Consider the following 16,351-nt stretch of genomic DNA (forward strand, 5'->3'; position numbering starts at 1 on the left):
AGGGCCGGGACGGCTCCCGGGTTGCACCGGCTGCACGGCGCACACGACGAAGGCCCCACCGCCGGGGCGGTGGGGCCTTCGCCTCACATGGGATGAGTGGAGATGGCGGGAATCGAACCCGCGTCCAACGGTGCAGAATCAGGGCTTCTCCGAGCGCAGTCCGCTGCGATTTTCTCGGCCCCGGAGATCACACGGACAAGTCTCCGTCGGGCCCAGCCACTGTTTGATTTCCTGCCGGACCCCGTGGCCGGGACCGGCAGTTTAGTTCCCTCAATGATGCCAGGATCCGGGTCGGGAACAGCCCCGGGCTGACACTTCGCTAAGTCGCTACTTAGGCAGCGAGGGCGAAGGAATCGCGCTTGGTGTTGGCGATTATTGGTTGCGACATATGGTTTACGAGATCATTGCCGCTTCCTCGGCTCGCTTCCCCTGCTTCGACATCCGCTGTCGAAACCGATCATCCCCATGTTGTTTTTTCAAGGTGCGCACCCCTTGAGGTGCTGCGCTGTCCATCGTACGTGACCGGCGTGCGCCGGGGCCAGCCAATTCCCTCCCGTGAGGGACCGGCCCCGCGGGCTACGGCCGCTGCTGCTGCGCCCGCTGGCGCCTGCGCGCCGCCGCGATCGCGCGGTTCGACTCCCGGGTGTCCTGCTTCTCGCGCAGCGTCTGCCGCTTGTCGTACTCCTTCTTGCCCTTGGCGAGGGCGATCTCGACCTTGGCCCGGCCACCCCTGAAGTACAGCGCGAGCGGCACGATCGTGTGGCCCGTCTCCTGCGACTTGGAGTCGAGCTTGTCGATCTCGGCGCGGTGCATCAGCAGCTTGCGCTTGCGGCGCGCGCTGTGGTTCGTCCACGTGCCCTGGGCGTACTCGGGGACGTGGACGTTGTGCAGCCACGCCTCGCCGCCGTCGATCTGGACGAAGCCGTCCACGAGCGAGGCCCGGCCCTGGCGCAGCGACTTGACCTCGGTGCCGGTCAGCACCATGCCGCACTCGTAGGTGTCCAGAATGTGGTAATCGTGGCGCGCCTTCTTGTTCTGCGCGACCAGCTTGCGGTCCGGCTTCTCTTTAGCCTTCTTCTCTTTAGCCATAGCGCGGTCATTCTCGCACTACGACCCACCCCTGAGGCCACTCAATACTGTGCGGGCCCGCCGCTCCGCATCGCCGCGTACGACCAGGTCGGGGGCGATGCCCCGGCCGTCGACCGACCGGCCGGAGGGGGTGCGGTAGTGGCCGACGGTGAGCTCCGCGACGGAGCCGTCCGGGAGCCGGCCGGGCACCTGCACCGAGCCCTTGCCGAAGGTGGGGGTGCCGACGACGACCGCCCGGCCGCGGTCCTGGAGGGCCCCGGCCAGCAGCTCGCCGGCGCTCATGGTGCCGCCGTCGACGAGCACCACGAGCGGCGGCCCGGTGTCGCCGCCGGGCCGGGCCTGAAGGGCGCGCTGCCCGCCCCGTACGTCATAGGTGGCGACCAGGCCGCCGTCGAGGAAGACGGAGGCCGCGGTGACGGCCTCGTCGACCAGCCCACCGGAGTTGCCCCGGAGGTCGAGCAGGATGCCCTCGCCGCGCGCGGCCGCGCGGGCCGCCCGGCGGATCCGCTCGCCCGTTCCCCGGGTGAAGGAGTCGACCTTGATCCGGGTGGCCGCGGGCCCCTCTGCCTGCCCGTCCGGCAGCCGCTCCACGACGACGCTCTCGGTGACCAGCCGCTCACGGTGGAGGGTCCGCTCCCACGACCGCCCGGCCCGCCCGAGGCCGACCCGCACGGGCGTGCCCGCACCGGCCGGGGCGCCCGCGCTCTCGTCGGCCGCCCCGTCGCCGCGCAGCCGGGCGACGACCTCGGTGACCGGACGGCCCGCCGTCTCCACGCCGTCGACCGTGCGCAGCTGGTCCCCGGCGCGGATGCCCGCGCGCTCCGCGGGGCCGCCGGGCCGGACGCCATCGACCTCGGTCCGGCCGTCGCCCGCGCGCCGGGCGGAGAGCCCGACGCCGATGTACGCCCCGTCCAGGGCGCGCTCGAAACCCTCGTACTCCTGGGAGCTGTAGACGGAGCTCCAGCGGTCGCCGGCGCGGCCGACCACTTCGGCCGCGGCCTCGGCGCCGGACTTGCCGTCCTGCTCGGCCTGTTCGGCGGCCTCCTCGACGGCACGGCGGTCGACGAGGCGCTCGCTCTCCGCCATGGCTTCGTCGACGGCCTCACCGGCGGGCCGCGCGGCCGTGCGCGACGGCGGACGGGCTTCCATGGGCTTTTGGCCACCCTGTGCGTCCGCGCTCCAGGAACCGGCCGCGGCGCCCGTCGCCAGCACGCCCGCGAAGACCAATGTCAGTGCGGCACCGCGCCGGGCGCGGCGCTGCGGAAAGAACATCGACGGGCCGGGCATGCGCGTGAGTCTAGGACACCAGAAGGCGCCGTACGGGGAGTTGCCCGTACGGCGCCTCGGCCACTGTTCAGACCTTGAGGTACTTCCGCAGCGCGGCGAAAGCGGCCAGCGCGGGCATCAGCAGCCCGATGGCCAGCACCAGCGGCAGCTTGGCCAGCACCGCGTCCCAGCCGATGAACTGGATGACGTCGATGTGGTGCACCAGCCAGTTGTTCACCAGGAAGTACTGGCCGCAGACCAGCAGGACGCAGGCGAAGCCCGCGCCGAGCAGCCCCGCGAAGGCCGCCTCCATGATGAACGGGATCTGGATGTAGAAGCTGGACGCGCCGACCAGCCGCATGATGCCGGTCTCCCGGCGGCGGCTGAACGCGGACACCCGGACGGTGTTCACGATCAGCATCAGCGCCACGATCAGCATCAGGAACATCACGCCCAGCGCCGCGAAGTTCATGCCGTTGAGGAGGTTGAAGAGGTTGGACAGCAGCGTCTTCTGGTCCTGCACCGTCTGGACGCCGGGCCGCTTGGAGAAGGCGCTGGAGATGACCTCGAACTTCGCGGGGTCCTTGAGCTTGACGCGGAAGGACTCCTGCATCTGGTCCGGCGTCAGGGACCCCGCGATCGGGGAGCTCTTGCCGAACTGCTCCTTGTAGTGCTTGTACGCCTCGTCGGCCGTCTCGAACTGGACGCTCTGGACGAGGTCCGTCATCTTCCCCAGGTCGGCGCGGATCTCCTTCTTCTGGTCCTCCGTCGCCGCACCCTTGGCACAGGAGGGGAAGGATTCCGCGTCGGTCTTGTTGCAGAGGAAGATCGAGACGTTGACCTTGTCGTACCAGTAGCCCTTCATCGTGCTGACCTGCTCGCGCATGAGCAGAGACCCGCCGAAGAGCGCGAGCGACAGAGCGACGGAGACGATCACCGCGAAGGTCATCGTGAGATTACGGCGGAGACCGACGCCGATCTCCGACAGGACGAACTGGGCGCGCATGGCGTCCTTTCAGTGCTGGTAGCCGTAGACGCCGCGCGACTGGTCGCGCACGAGACGGCCCTGTTCCAATTCGATGACGCGCTTGCGCATCTGGTCCACGATCTGCTGGTCGTGGGTGGCCATGATGACGGTGGTCCCGGTCCGGTTGATCCGGTCCAGCAGCTTCATGATGCCGACGGAGGTCTGCGGGTCGAGGTTGCCGGTGGGCTCGTCCGCGATCAGCAGCATCGGGCGGTTGACGAACGCGCGGGCGATCGCGACGCGCTGCTGCTCACCGCCGGAGAGCTCACCGGGCATCCGGTCCTCCTTGCCGCCGAGGCCGACCAGCTCCAGGACCTGGGGCACGGCCTTGCGGATCTCGCCCCGCGGCTTGCCGATGACCTCCAGGGCGAAGGCGACGTTCTCGTTGACCGTCTTGTTGGGCAGCAGGCGGAAGTCCTGGAAGACCGTCCCCAGCTGGCGGCGCATCTGCGGCACCTTCCAGTTGGACAGCCTGGCGAGGTCCTTGCCCAGCACATGGACCTGGCCGGTGCTGGCGCGCTCCTCGCGCAGCAGCAGTCTCAGGAAGGTGGATTTGCCGGAACCGGACGAGCCGACGAGGAAGACGAACTCGCCCTTCTCGATCTCCAGCGAGACATCGCGGAGCGCCGGCCGGTTCTGCTTGGGGTAGGACTTGGAGACGTTGTCGAATCGGATCACGAGTGCACCACGCGTCGACCTGGATAGAGGGCACGGAACACCGCGCGCGGCTCCCGTCGGTGTGCGTGACCATACGCGAACCACCGGTGTACGCGCAGTCGGCGTCCGGTCTTGGCGCGTTTGTCACCGGCCCGGCGGGGGACAAAACTGGGGCAATCGGGTCCACGATCCCGGGTTCGGCCGACCGGCCGCGCCGAACGGCGCGGAAGCTGGCACAGTGGTAAGGGGAACCGCTCGGCTCTCCCGCGCGTTGGACGTACCGGAGGAGGAGATCGCATGACATGCGACCGACTGGTGTGCGCCAACTGCGCGGCCCCCGTCAGTGAGGGCCGCTGTCCGGTGTGCCGGGCCAGCAGGGAGCGGTTGCAGCACCAGGAAGGCGTCTTCGCCGCACTGACCCCGGCCACGCTGCTCGCGCTGCTGGTGGCGCTGATAGCGGTGGCCGTCCTGGCGCACGGCTTCGCCGGGTAGTCACCCGGTCACGCGGCCGCGCCTCACCGCGTACGCACGAGGGCCCGGAGCGCTGAAGCGCGCTCCGGGCCCTCTGCCGTATCCGTGCCGGCGTCCCGGCCGTCAGGCCGCGGTGGCGCGGGTCATCAGGCGCGGCAGCAGCCGGAAGCCGATGCCGCCCGCGATCATCGTCGCGGCGCCGACGACCAGGAAGGTCGTCTGGCCCGCGCCGGTCTCGGCGAGCTGCTCCTTGGGCTTGGCCTGCTGCACGGGCTTGGCGCCCGCGCTGTCGGTGTCCGTGTTGGTGCCGCAGTTGCTGTTGGTGTCCACGGGGCAGGTCCGGCCCTCGCCGGGCCTGTCGCCCTGGTCGCCGCCGGTGGCGCCGTTGTGGTCGCCGCCGGTGGAGCCGTCGCCGCCGGTGGAACCGCTGTGGTCACCGCCGGTGCTGCCACCGGTCCCGCCGCCGGTCGTCTGACCACCGGTCGTCTTGCCGCCGTCGGTGGAACCGCCGGTGGTCTTCCCGCCGTCGGTCTGGCCGCCGGTCGTCTGACCGCCCGTGGTCTTGCCACCGTCGGTCGTGCCGCCGGTGGTCTTGCCGCCGTCGGTCTGACCACCCGTGGTGGTGCCGCCGTCGGTCTGACCGCCGGTCGTCTTGCCACCGTCCGTCTGACCGCCGGTGGTGGTGCCACCGTCCGTCTTGCCGCCCGTGGTGGTGCCGCCGTCGGTCGTGCCGCCGGTGGTCTTGCCGCCGTCGGTCTGACCGCCCGAGGACGGGCCGCCGGTCGTCGAACCGGTCGTCTGACCACCATCGGTCTGACCACCGGAGGACGGACCACCGGTCGTGGAACCCGTCGTCTGACCGCCGTCGGTCTGACCACCGGAGGACGGACCACCGGTCGTCGAACCGGTCGTCTGGCCACCGTCCGTCTGACCGCCCGAGGACGGACCACCGGTCGTGGAACCCGTCGAACCCGTCGTCGAGCCGGTCGTGGACCCAGTCGTGGACCCGGTCGTCGTACCGCTCGTGTCACCGCCCACCGGCGGCTGCGGGATCTGGTCGGGGTCGCCGTCGACGGCGACATGGGCGGCGCTGTGCACACCGCTCGTCTGCGCGCCGACTCCGGCGACATGGACGCCCGCGGCCGAGGCCGCACCGGCCGCGGTCAGCGAAGCACCCGCGGCGACAACCGCGCCGGCGGCTATGCGCGCGACGCGCAGCCGCGTCTTCTTGGTCATATACCTGCTACCCCCAGTAGCTGATCGTCATTGGAGCAGCTATGCACGGGGCGGTGGCGCCTCTGGGGGGCGAGAGCGGCCGCACCGGCCGGATCGGCCGGACCCGCTCGCCCCCCGCCACACGCACCCCGGTGATACGCATGCCGCGCGTCAGCCTGTCCAGTTTTTGAGGCAGCGTCAAGGAAGTTACGAGCAGGTATGTCCGCCTATACGGCCGGTTGAGGCTACTTCTCCCGCTGCTTGCGCCAGCGGATGCCGGCCTCCAGGAAGCCGTCGATGTCGCCGTCGAGGACGGCGGTGGGGTTGCCGACCTCGAACTCCGTACGGAGGTCCTTGACCATCTGGTACGGGTGCAGGACATACGAACGCATCTGGTTGCCCCAGGAGCCGCCGCTGTCGCCCTTGAGCGCGTCCATCTTGGCCTGCTCCTCCTGGCGGCGGCGCTCGAGGAGCTTGGCCTGGAGGACGTTCATCGCGGTCGCCTTGTTCTGGATCTGCGAGCGCTCATTCTGGCAGGAGACGACGATGCCGGTCGGGATGTGCGTCAGGCGCACCGCCGAGTCGGTGGTGTTGACGCCCTGGCCGCCGGGGCCGGAGGAGCGGTAGACGTCGACCCGCAGCTCGGACTCGTCGATCTCGACGTGGTCGGTCGTCTCGACGACCGGCAGCACCTCGACGCCCGCGAAGGACGTCTGGCGACGGCCCTGGTTGTCGAAGGGCGAGATGCGCACGAGGCGGTGGGTGCCCTGCTCGACGGAGAGCGTGCCGTAGGCGTACGGCACCTGGACGGCGAAGGTGGTCGACTTGATGCCGGCCTCTTCCGCGTACGAGGTCTCGTAGACCTCCGTCTTGTAGCCGTGGCGCTCGGCCCAGCGGAGGTACATGCGCTGGAGGCGCTCGGCGAAGTCGGAGGCGTCGACGCCGCCGGCCTCGGCGCGGATGTTGACCAGCGCCTCACGGGAGTCGTACTCGCCGGAGAGGAGCGTACGGACCTCCATCTCGGCCAGCGCCTTGCGGACGTCGCCCAGCTCGGTCTCCGCCTCGGCGAGCGCGTCGGCGTCGCCCTCGGCCTCGGCGAGCTCGAAGAGGACCGCGAGGTCGTCGATGCGGCCGCGCAGGGTCTCCGTCTTGCGGAGCTCCGCCTGGAGGTGCGACAGCTTGCTGGTGATCTTCTGCGCCGCCTCCGGGTCGTCCCAGAGGGAGGGGGCGGCCGCCTGCTCCTCGAGCACGGCGATGTCAGCCCTCATCCTGTCGAGGTCCAGGACGGCCTCGATCGACCCCATGGTCGAGGAGAGGGACTTCAGCTCTTCGGATACATCAACGACTGCCACGCACCCAGCCTAACGGCTGCGCCGGGCTGCGGGTGTCCGATGGGTGCGCCCGTTCCCGGCCGCGGGTCCGTTGCCGCCTGCGGCGGGAGCTCCCTTCGGGAGCGTCCTCAATCGCCGGACGGGCTGGATTTCGCGGACCGTAGCCGACGAATTCAGCCCGTCCGGCGATTGAGGACACCGCGCGAAGCGCGGTCGGGGTCCGGGGTCTCCCCGGTTTCGGGAAGGGGCGGGGCAGGGGAACAAGCCCGCCGCAGGCGCGACGAACCCGCAGGCGGCCGCTACGGCAACGGATCCGGGTCCGACGGGGGGTGGTCCTCGTGGTGGACGCCCGGCGCGGGGGACTTCGCCTCGTGGGACGTGACCGCGAACCAGCCGCCCACCCCCGCCGCCGCGGCCAGCGCGACCGCCGCCGCGCCCAGCTTGATGCGGCGGCGCCGGGTCTCCTCCGGGGAGCGGTGGCGCGCCGAGCCCGCCCGGCGCTGACCGGCCGCCCGGGGAGCGCGGGCCGTGCCGTGCGCACCGCCCGCGAGCTCGGCGGGGGTCGGCACCCGCATGCTCGTGTGGGTCTCGCGGCTGGAGTCGGCGACGGCCCCCGGCACCAGCGGCACGGCGCCGCGCCGCCGGGGCGCGGTGGCCACGCCGGAGGACGCGGACCCGTCGCCGTACGCGGCCTCCCGCTCGGCGACCCCGGCCGTGACAGCCTCCGCCTCGTCCTCGGGCTCGTCGATGTCGAGCGGCGGGATCCCGGCGAGGCCGGGCAACAGTTCGCGCAGCCGGGCGGCGAGCTCGGACGCGCGCAGCCGGGACGCGGGCCCCTTGGCCAGGCACTGGACGAGGAGCTGCCACAGCTCGTCGGGGATGCCGGGCAGCGGCGCCACGGTCTCGGTCACATGCCGCCGCAGCACCGCGCCGGGGTGCCCGCCGCCGAAGGGCGTGAAGCCGGCGAGCAGCTCGTACAGCACGGTCGCCAGGGCGTAGACGTCGACGGAGGCGCGCGGCGGCAGGCCCTCGATGATCTCGGGGGCGAGGTAGTCGGGCGTGCCGATGACGCTGCGGGGGCTCGGGGCGCGCCCCGGTCCCGCGGGGCGCGGCACGGTGGGTTCGGCCGGGCGGGCGGCCGGGCGCGGGGAGTCCACGAGCCGGGCGATGCCGAAGTCGGTGAGGAGCGCCGGGTGGGCGCCGCCGGGGCCCAGGGGGCCCTGCATGTCCAGGAGGACGTTCTCGGGCTTCACGTCGCGGTGCACGATGCCCGCCGCGTGCGCGGCCGCGAGGCCGTCCGCGACGTCCGCGACGATGGCGACGGCCGCCTCGGGCGCGAGCCGGCGCTCGCGGTCGAGGCGGGTGCGCAGGTCCGTGCCGCGGATGAGGTCCATGACGAGCGCGAGGTCGGCGCCGTCGACGACGAGGTCGCGGACCCCCACCACGTTCGGGTGGTCGAGCCCGAGGAGGGCCGCGCGCTCCTGCACGAACCGGCCGACGAGCTCCTGGTCGGAGGCGAGGTCCTCGCGCAGGAGCTTGATGGCGACCGGACCCTCGGGGCCCTCGCCAAGCCACACCGTGCCCGCACTGCCGCGTCCCAGGACCTGGTGGGCGGTGTACCGGCTGCCGATCTTCCGTGCCAAGGCTGTTCGGGTTCCTTTCCGGGTCCTCCGACGTCCGACAAGGGGGCGCTGGCGACCAAGCTACGCGGCCGCGCGGGGGTTGGGGGCGCCGATCCCGCACCAACTGTCACTTCTGCGGCGTAAAACACCCCTGGGGTGTCGACATATCGATTCGGCCGTGCGGCCGGTGCGGCACCGGGACCGGCACCGCCCCGGTCAGCCGTTGCCGCCGGAGGACGAGCCCAGGTTCGACACCCAGTCCTTGATGTCGACGATCCAGCCCCAGGCCGCGTCCCAGAAGCTCTTGCCGTCGGCGACCCAGTCCTTGAGCGGGGTGAACTCCCAGACCAGCCAGGAGCCGATGATCAGCACCACGATCATGAACAGGCAGCCCTTGAGGCAGCCGAGACCGGGGATGCGCATCGGATTCGCGCCGCGCTGCCGGGGCGGACGGGGCTCGCGGCGCGCGGGCGGCGGCTCCGGGGCGTACCGCTGCGGCTGCGGCTCCTGGTAGTGCTGCGGGGCCTGCTGCGGCTGGGGCCGCGCCTGGGGGCGCTGCTGCTGCCGCCGGGGCGGACGCTGCGGGGCGTACTGCTGCGGCTGCGGGGCGTACGGCTGCTGAGGGGGCGCGTACTGCTGCCCGTACTGCTGCTGGGGAGGCTGCGGGGGCTGCTGGTACTGCTGTGGCTGCGCCGGCTGCCGGTGCGGGCGGCGGCGCAGCGGGTCCTCGCTCGGGTCGAGGTAGCGCACCTGCGTCTGGTCGTTGCGGTCCCGCGCCGCGCGCATCTGGCTCTGCCACGGGTGCGGGCTGTCGTCGCCCTCGGGGGGCAGCGGCGGTACGGGCGGCATGGCGCGGGTCGGGTCGGCGCCGCGGCCCGGGCCTGAACCGGCGGGCAGGACCTGCGTGGGGTCGGCGCCGGGAGCGCCGCCCGAGGTGCTGGGCAGCATGCTGGTCGCGGCGTTCGGGTCGTAGGAGCCTGCGTTCGACGGCAGCACCTGCGTGGGGTCGGCGTCACCGGCAGGGGACGGCGAGCCGTCACCGCTGCCGGGCACCCGCGCGGGCTCGGGGTCGGGGGCGAGCAGGGCGGCGACGCCGAGCGCGGCCTCGGCCTGCGCCGGGGAGGCGTGCACACCGACGCCCGCGGCGACGACGCGCAGGGCGCGGGCGAGGTTCTCGGCGCTCGGCCGCTCCTCGGGCCGCTTGCGCAGGCAGTGCTCGATGACCGTCCACAGCGGCTCGGGCACGGTCGTGGGGCGGCGCGGCTCGGCGCTGAGGTGCTGGTGGAGGACTTCGAGCGCGGTCGCGCCGGCGAACGGGGGCCGCCCGGTGACCAGTTCGTACAGCAGGATGCCCGCGCCGTAGATGTCGACGGCGGAGGTCTGCGGGCGGCCCTCGGCGGACTCGGGCGCGACATAGGCGGGCGTGCCGACGAACTCGTGGGTGCGGGTGAGGCCCGGGGAGTCCGCGAGGCGCGCGATGCCGAAGTCGGTGAGCATCGGGTGCATCAACTGGCCGTCGGCGCCGGAGAGCAGGACGTTCGCGGGCTTGAGGTCGCGGTGGACGACGCCGTCGGCGTGGCTGGCGGCGAGGGCGTCCGCGATCTGGGCGGTGAGGAGGGAGGCGGCGACCGGGGTGAAGGGGCCGTTCTCCCGGAGGTAGCGGTGCAGGTCCGGGCCGTCGACCAGGTCCATCACGAGGGCGAGCAGATCGCCCTCGACGACGAGGTCGCGGGTGCGGACGATGTTGGGGTGCGTGAGCCGCAGCAGGACGGAGCGCTCGCGCAGGAAGCGCATGACGACGTCCGCGTCGTTCGCCAGCTCCTCCTTGAGCACCTTGATCGCGACGGTCTCGCCGGGCTGCCCGGCCACGGCGGCCTCGGAACCGGCCGTCTCGCGCTGGCGGGCCCGCCAAACGGTGCCCGTCGCCCCGCGTCCGAGCACCTCCTCGAGGAGGTACTTGCTGCCTACCGGCCGCACGTCATGCGCTCCCTGGTCGTGTTCTGCCGTGATCTGCTGTCGTGATCCACGCTGGTGACGGCCGCCGGCGTCGTCGTGACGCCTCGTGTCGCCGCGGCCCTTCGCCCACTGTAGTGCCGTCGTACGGACCACCGGCCTGCCGAAATCCGGGGGGCTTGGGGTAAAGACGCGCGTTCCGGACAGTTGGTTGCCGTGGGGCGGCGGGGTGGTGTGAGGTGACCCGAAAGAGGTGCCGGGAACGGCAGGGCAACGGCCGTGGAAAAACTTGCCAATGGGCGTCATCAAGCGGCAATAAATGACCTTTCGGTGAGCGGTTCTCCGGTCGGCCTCGCCCTTACTCGGTCACCATCCGCATTTTTCCCACCCCCCGATCGTCGTTCAAGATCACGAATTGGCTCTCGCCGGGCGAGTTGTCGGTGGCAGGTGCGAGGATGCTCGCAGCACGGATGCGGTGGGGAGGGAGCGCAGGGCCCCGCGCGACGTGGTGACCTGTACGTGCCGACGCGCCCGTGCACGGTGGGGGAGGGCGCGCGCGAGCCCGCTGCCCCCGCCGCGTCAGGGGCAGGAAGGGACCGTTGACGGCGATGCAGATCAGGCTGACCGTCCTCGGGCCGCTCAGCGGCCACACCACGCACGCCACACGCGCCTGTGACGTCCTGGTGACCGCCCCCACGGGCACCGCCCTCGCCAGTGTGACCAGCGGGCTCGCGGCGGCCGTCGCCGCGGCCGGCTCCGACCTCGGCAGCGGTGCCGTCGTCGTCTACGCGGGGGCGGAGCGGCTCGACGCCCAGCGCTGCGCGCTCGGCGAGCCGCCCCTGATCGACGGCGCCGTCCTCTCCCTGTGCGCCCCGGCCGACCCCGAGCGGCACGCGGGCGTGCTGCTCTCCGGCACCCCGGAGGCCGCCGCCCGGCTGCACGTCGTCTCGGGCCCGGACGCGGGCGGTGTGCACCTGCTGCACGGCGGCGAGGTCAGCGTCGGCCGCTCCACCGCCGCCGACGTGCCCCTCGACGACCCGGACGTCTCCCGGCTGCACTGCGCGGTCACCCTGTCCGACGACGGCACGGTGACCCTGCGGGACCTGGGGTCGACCAACGGCACCACCCTGGACGGCGAAGCCGTGGGGGAACAGCCGCTTCCGTATCCGTCCGGCGCGCTGCTGCGGGTCGGCGAGTCCGTGCTGAGCCTGCACAGCGCGCGGGACGCCGCCCCGAGCGTGCTCCCGGCCGCCCCCGACGGCGAGGGCCACCTGCGGGTGGGCGTCGTGGAGGCGCCCCACGGGCCCGTGCAGGCGCCCGTGGCGGGGTCGTGGCTGGGCGGCCCCGGCGGGCCCGCGCAGGCGGACGCGCGGACGGGCGCCACCTCCGTCGGCACGGCGGTCCTCGGTACGGACGGCGCGGCGGCCCACCCGCTCGACAGCCCCGTCACCCATGGCGGGCGTGGTGTCCCCCTGGGCGCCGCCGCGGACGCGGAGGGCGACCAGGAGGCCCCGGACGACGCGCGCAGGCGCGGCGCCCGCAATCGCGGCATAGGCGCATGGGCCCGGCGGCTGGCCGGCGGGCGGAGCGCGGTCGCCCGCCCCCTGACCACGGACGAGTGGGACGCCGACGACGCGGCCGAGCGCGCCCGCGCGGAATCGGCCGTCCTGCGGGAGCGCTGGCCCGACCCGGCGAGCGTGCTGCTGACCGTCCTCGGGCCGGGCCCGCGGCTGTGGGAGCGCGGCCCGGACCACCCCGACCTGCTGACCGTCCGGCTGGGCACCGCCGACCGCCACACCGCCGACGGCAGCGCACCGCTCACCTCGGTGCCGGTGACGGTCGGCCTGCGGCAGGCCGGTTCGCTCGGCCTGGCCGGGCCCCGGGGACGGCTGTCGGGCCTGACCCGGTCCGTCCTCGCCCAGCTCGCCGCGCTGCACTCGCCCGCGGCCCTGGAGTTCGTCCTCATCAGCGCGGACCGCTCGCGCACGCCGGAGGAGCGGCTCGCCGAGTGGTCCTGGCTGAGCTGGCTGCCGCAGCTGCGGCCGGTGCGCGGCCAGGACTGCCGGCTGCTGGTGGCGTACGACCGCGAGCAGGCCGTGGCCCGCGTCGCCGAGCTCGTGCGCCGCCTGGACGAGGGCCCGTTGGGACCGCACTGGGCGGCGGCGCCCCCGGCGGCCGTCGCCGCGGCCGCGGAGCGGCACACCGGCGCGCACACGGTCCTGATCGTGGACGGCGACCCCGGCTCCGCGGACCTCCGCGAGACGGTCTCGCGGCTGGCAACGGGCGGCCGTGCCGCGGGCATCCACCTCATCTGTCTGGCCGACGCCCCGGCCACCACGCCCGCCTCCCCCGTCTCGGCCACGCTGGCCACGGCGCGGGCCGCGTCACCGGCGTTCCCGTACTGCGGGGTGGTCGCGCTGCTGAGCGGCGACGTGGCCACGGTGGTGCAGGTCATCCACCGGGCACCGGCCCCGGCGGCGAGCGGCGCGTACGACGCGGAGGGGCCGTACGGGACGGGAGCCGCCCCCGGCACCGCCGTGGAACCGCTGCACGGCCGCCCGGACCCCTACGGCCTGCACCAGGACGCGCGCGCGGACGCCACCGCGCTCGGTGGCGCCGTGACGGCCCACGACGGCCAGGGCGAACAGCCCGTCGGCGCCGCCGTGGTCGCGGCCGTCGACGCCGTGTCGGGCGCGTGGGCCGAGCGGTTCGCGCGGGCGCTCGCGCCGCTGCGGATGGCGGACACCGGCGGTACGGACGGGCAGGCGTCCCGGGTCGTGGCGGCGCTGCCGCGGACGGCCCGGCTGCTGGACGAGCTGGGGCTGGCGCGGGCCACCCCAGCCTCCCTGACGGCCCGTTGGGCGGCGGCCACGGACCGCGGCGCCCGGCCGGGCGGCCGCGCCGTCGCCGTGCTCGGCGCCGGACCGCACGGCCCGCTCGCGGTGGACCTGGCGGCCGACGGGCCGCACCTGCTCGTGGAGGGCGGGCCGGGCAGCGGCAAGACCGAGCTGCTGCGCTCGCTGGCCGCCTCGCTCGCGGCCGCCGACCGCCCCGACCGGCTCTCGCTGGTGCTGGTCGACGGTGCGGGCGCCGAGCGCGGCGAGGGCCTGCGGCTGTGCACGGACCTGCCGCACGTCTCGACGTATCTCGCGGCCGCCGACCCCATGCGGATGCGGGAGTTCGCGCAGGCGCTCAGCTCGGAGCTCAAGCGCCGGGCCGAGCTGCTGGGGCGGCTCGACTTCGCCGCATGGCACGCGCAGGCGTCCGCGCCGGCCGCCCCGCAGGTCGTCGCGCCCCGGCGCCCGGCGGACGCGTCCTCCGGCGACCTGGACCCGGCCCCGAGCGGCACCCTCAAGCTCCGTACGCAGAAGGACGGTCCGTCACGCACGGCCGAGACGGCGCTGCCCCGGCTCGTCGTCCTGGTCGACGACTTCGACGCCCTGGTCGCCCCGGCTCTCGGCAGCACGGGCCGCCCCGCGGCGGGTTCGGTCGTGCGGGCCCTGGAGGCCGTCGCCAGGGACGGCGAGCGGCTCGGGGTGCACCTCGTGGCCGCGTCCGGCCGCCCGGACCGTACGGCCGACACGGCGGCCGTCGAGCGCGCCGGGCTGCGCGCGACCCTGGAGATCGCCCCGCCGTCGGCCGACGGGACGCCGGGCGACGGCGGCGCCGCGGGCGAGCCCGCGCCGGGCCGCGGCCGGCTGATGCGCCCGGACGACGACGCCACGACCCCCTTCCAGGCGGGCCGGGTCACCGGCCGCATCCCGCGCACGGCGACGCTCCGGCCGACGGTCGTGCCGCTGGACTGGGCGCGCATGGGCGACCCCCCGACCCGCCGCCCGCTGCGCGAGCTGGGGAACGGGCCCACGGATCTGGCGCTGCTGGCGAGCGCGCTTCAGCGCGCCGCGCAGTCGGCTGGGGCGGAGGCGGCGCCGCCGCTTCTTTGAGAGGGGTGCGTTGCGCCTGCGGCGGGCTTGTTCCCCACCCCGCCCCTTCCCGCAGCATCTGATGCGCGGCTCCGCCGCGGCCGGGGCTCCGCCCCGGACCCGTGCCCGGGTGCGGGCCGGTGGCTGGTTGTGCCCACCCGTTCCGCCTCGCGGAACGATTGCCCACAACCAGGTGCGAATTCAGCCCGTCCGGCGTTTGAGGACGCGCCCGCAGGGTGCTCCGCCGCAGGCGCCAACTACCTGACGGCTCATCACAGCCCTGTCACGATCACCCCGTTGACGCAGAACACGGTATTGCGGCAGCCCCCGACCGGGCGTAGACCTGTCGCACGGGAGACAGGCCGGTACGCGGCGCGGCCGTCTGCGTACGGGAGGGGCGGCAATGCGCACATCGCTTCGTACGGCGCGCGGGGCGCGCGGGGCACTGGCACTGGTCGCGGCGGGGGCGCTGGCCCTGACGGCGGCCGCCTGCGGGGGCGGCGGGGGCGGCGGGAAGAGCGACGACAAGCCGTCGGCGAGCAGAAGCGGGAGCTCCGACGCGATCCCGCAGACCGTCCAACTCCCCAAGCTCAATGGGCAGAAGCTCAAGGTCACGGCCGTCTGGACGGGTGACGAGCAGAAGAACTTCACCAAGGTGCTGGACGAGTTCAGCAGGCGCACGGGCGCCGAGGTGGCGTTCGTGCCCAGCGGTGACGACATGGCGTCCTTCGTCGGCTCGAAGGTCGCGGGCGGCGACCCGCCGGACGTGGCGATGCTCCAGCAGCCGGGCGTGCTGAACGAGTTCGCGCAGAAGGGCTGGCTGAAACCGCTCTCCGGGGAGGTCACCGCGCAGCTGAACAAGAACTTCGCCAAGGGCTGGCAGGACCTCGGCTCGCACGACGGCAAGCAGTACGGCGTCTATTTCAAGGCCACCAACAAGTCCCTGGTCTGGTACAACACCAAGATCTTCGACGCGGCGGGCGCGAAGGAGCCCAGGACCTGGCCGGACTTCCTGCGCACCGCCCAGGTGATCGCCGACTTCGGCGTCCCCCCCGTGTCGGTCGCCGGCGCGGACGGCTGGACGCTCACCGACTGGTTCGAGAACATCTACCTCTCCCAGGCGGGCAAGGAGAAGTACGACCAGCTCACCAAGCACTCCCTGAAGTGGACGGACCCGTCCGTGAAGGACGCGCTGACCACCCTCGGGCAGCTCTTCGGCAAGAAGGAGCTGCTGGCGGGCGGCAACAGCGGCGCGATCAACACCCAGTTCCCCGACTCCGTCACCCAGACCTTCATCGGCGGTGACAAGGCCAAGGCCGCCATGGTCTTCGAGGGCGACTTCGCGGCCGTCAACATCGCCGGGGCCAAGGCGCGGCTGGGCAAGGACGCCAAGGTCTTCCCGTTCCCCGCCGTGGGCCCCCAGGCTCCGGTGGTGACCGGCGGCGACGTGGGCGTGGCCCTGAAGGACGGCCGGGCCGCCCAGGCGCTGCTGACCTTCCTCGCCTCGCCGGACGCGGCGGCGATCTGGGCGCACCAGGGCGGCTTCCTGTCCGCCAACAAGAACCTCGACCTCGCCGCCTACCCCGACGACGTGCTCCGGACCATCGCCAAGTCCCTCGTCGCCGCGGGCGACGACTTCCGGTTCGACATGTCCGACCAGGCGCCCGCCTCCTTCGGCGCCAAGCCGGGCCAGGGCGAGTGGAAGGACCTCCAGGACTTCCTGAAGAACCCGGGTGACGTGGCGGGCACCCAGGCGCGGCTGGAGTCCGACGCGGCCAAGGCGTTCAAGAACTGACG

At 73.4% G+C, this 16,351-nt stretch carries 11 protein-coding genes and 1 other RNA gene; 3 read left to right on the forward strand and 9 right to left on the reverse strand.

From position 1 onward, the window contains the following. Window positions 1-94: 94 nt before the first annotated feature. The 5 genes from ssrA to ftsE form a co-directional block, all read right to left on the reverse strand. Window positions 95-465: a transfer-messenger RNA gene (ssrA, locus tag DXZ73_RS18245) on the reverse strand. Between the two features lie 111 nt (window positions 466-576). Further along, a complete protein-coding gene (gene smpB / locus DXZ73_RS18250) occupies window positions 577-1,089 on the reverse strand; it encodes an SsrA-binding protein SmpB (RefSeq protein WP_116212057.1) in 513 nt (170 codons plus the stop codon). 18 nt (window positions 1,090-1,107) lie between these two features. Then, a complete protein-coding gene (locus DXZ73_RS18255; RefSeq protein ID WP_116212058.1) occupies window positions 1,108-2,376 on the reverse strand; it encodes a S41 family peptidase in 1,269 nt (422 codons plus the stop codon). Window positions 2,377-2,443: 67 nt separating this feature from the next. Continuing rightward, the gene (ftsX, locus tag DXZ73_RS18260) at window positions 2,444-3,361 is read right to left on the reverse strand and encodes a permease-like cell division protein FtsX (protein WP_116212059.1); all 918 of its coding nucleotides are present in this window, start codon (window positions 3,359-3,361) and stop codon (window positions 2,444-2,446) included. 9 nt (window positions 3,362-3,370) lie between these two features. After that, entirely contained in the window at window positions 3,371-4,060 is a 690-nt protein-coding gene (gene ftsE, locus DXZ73_RS18265; protein WP_116212060.1) for a cell division ATP-binding protein FtsE, read from the reverse strand. Between the two features lie 276 nt (window positions 4,061-4,336). Between ftsE and DXZ73_RS18270 the strand changes: the two genes are divergently transcribed. Then, window positions 4,337-4,531: a hypothetical protein gene (locus tag DXZ73_RS18270; RefSeq protein ID WP_116212061.1), complete on the forward strand. Its 195-nt coding sequence runs from the start codon at window positions 4,337-4,339 to the stop codon at window positions 4,529-4,531. 102 nt (window positions 4,532-4,633) lie between these two features. Here DXZ73_RS18270 and DXZ73_RS38220 read toward each other — a convergent pair whose 3' ends face one another. From DXZ73_RS38220 to DXZ73_RS18295, 4 genes are all read right to left on the reverse strand, one after another. Further along, entirely contained in the window at window positions 4,634-5,746 is a 1,113-nt protein-coding gene (locus DXZ73_RS38220) for an LPXTG cell wall anchor domain-containing protein (protein WP_162890244.1), read from the reverse strand. Window positions 5,747-5,970: 224 nt separating this feature from the next. After that, the gene (gene prfB / locus DXZ73_RS18285) at window positions 5,971-7,077 is read right to left on the reverse strand and encodes a peptide chain release factor 2 (RefSeq protein ID WP_116212063.1); all 1,107 of its coding nucleotides are present in this window, start codon (window positions 7,075-7,077) and stop codon (window positions 5,971-5,973) included. Window positions 7,078-7,355: 278 nt separating this feature from the next. Further along, a complete protein-coding gene (locus DXZ73_RS18290; RefSeq protein WP_116212064.1) occupies window positions 7,356-8,699 on the reverse strand; it encodes a serine/threonine-protein kinase in 1,344 nt (447 codons plus the stop codon). Between the two features lie 195 nt (window positions 8,700-8,894). After that, a complete protein-coding gene (locus DXZ73_RS18295; protein WP_116212065.1) occupies window positions 8,895-10,655 on the reverse strand; it encodes a serine/threonine-protein kinase in 1,761 nt (586 codons plus the stop codon). Window positions 10,656-11,239: 584 nt separating this feature from the next. Between DXZ73_RS18295 and DXZ73_RS18300 the strand changes: the two genes are divergently transcribed. Then, window positions 11,240-14,575, forward strand: coding sequence for an FtsK/SpoIIIE domain-containing protein (locus DXZ73_RS18300; protein ID WP_116212066.1), 3,336 nt, complete (start codon window positions 11,240-11,242; stop codon window positions 14,573-14,575). 382 nt (window positions 14,576-14,957) lie between these two features. After that, a complete protein-coding gene (locus DXZ73_RS18305) occupies window positions 14,958-16,349 on the forward strand; it encodes an ABC transporter substrate-binding protein (RefSeq protein ID WP_116212067.1) in 1,392 nt (463 codons plus the stop codon). Window positions 16,350-16,351 lie beyond the last annotated feature (2 nt).

This window comes from Streptoverticillium olivoreticuli subsp. olivoreticuli, from assembly GCF_003391135.1.
In the GTDB taxonomy this organism is placed as follows: Bacteria; Actinomycetota; Actinomycetes; order Streptomycetales; family Streptomycetaceae; genus Streptomyces; species Streptomyces blastmyceticus.

What these genes read in the sequence shown, in the direction of transcription:
- smpB (WP_116212057.1), bottom strand. Translation starts at nt 1,089, where the DNA reads ATGGCTAAAGAGAAGAAGGCTAAAGAGAAGCCGGACCGCAAGCTGGTC.
- DXZ73_RS18255 (WP_116212058.1), bottom strand. Translation starts at nt 2,376, where the DNA reads ATGCCCGGCCCGTCGATGTTCTTTCCGCAGCGCCGCGCCCGGCGCGGT.
- ftsX (WP_116212059.1), bottom strand. Translation starts at nt 3,361, where the DNA reads ATGCGCGCCCAGTTCGTCCTGTCGGAGATCGGCGTCGGTCTCCGCCGT.
- DXZ73_RS18270 (WP_116212061.1), top strand. Translation starts at nt 4,337, where the DNA reads ATGACATGCGACCGACTGGTGTGCGCCAACTGCGCGGCCCCCGTCAGT.
- DXZ73_RS38220 (WP_162890244.1), bottom strand. Translation starts at nt 5,746, where the DNA reads ATGACCAAGAAGACGCGGCTGCGCGTCGCGCGCATAGCCGCCGGCGCG.
- DXZ73_RS18300 (WP_116212066.1), top strand. Translation starts at nt 11,240, where the DNA reads ATGCAGATCAGGCTGACCGTCCTCGGGCCGCTCAGCGGCCACACCACG.
- DXZ73_RS18305 (WP_116212067.1), top strand. Translation starts at nt 14,958, where the DNA reads ATGCGCACATCGCTTCGTACGGCGCGCGGGGCGCGCGGGGCACTGGCA.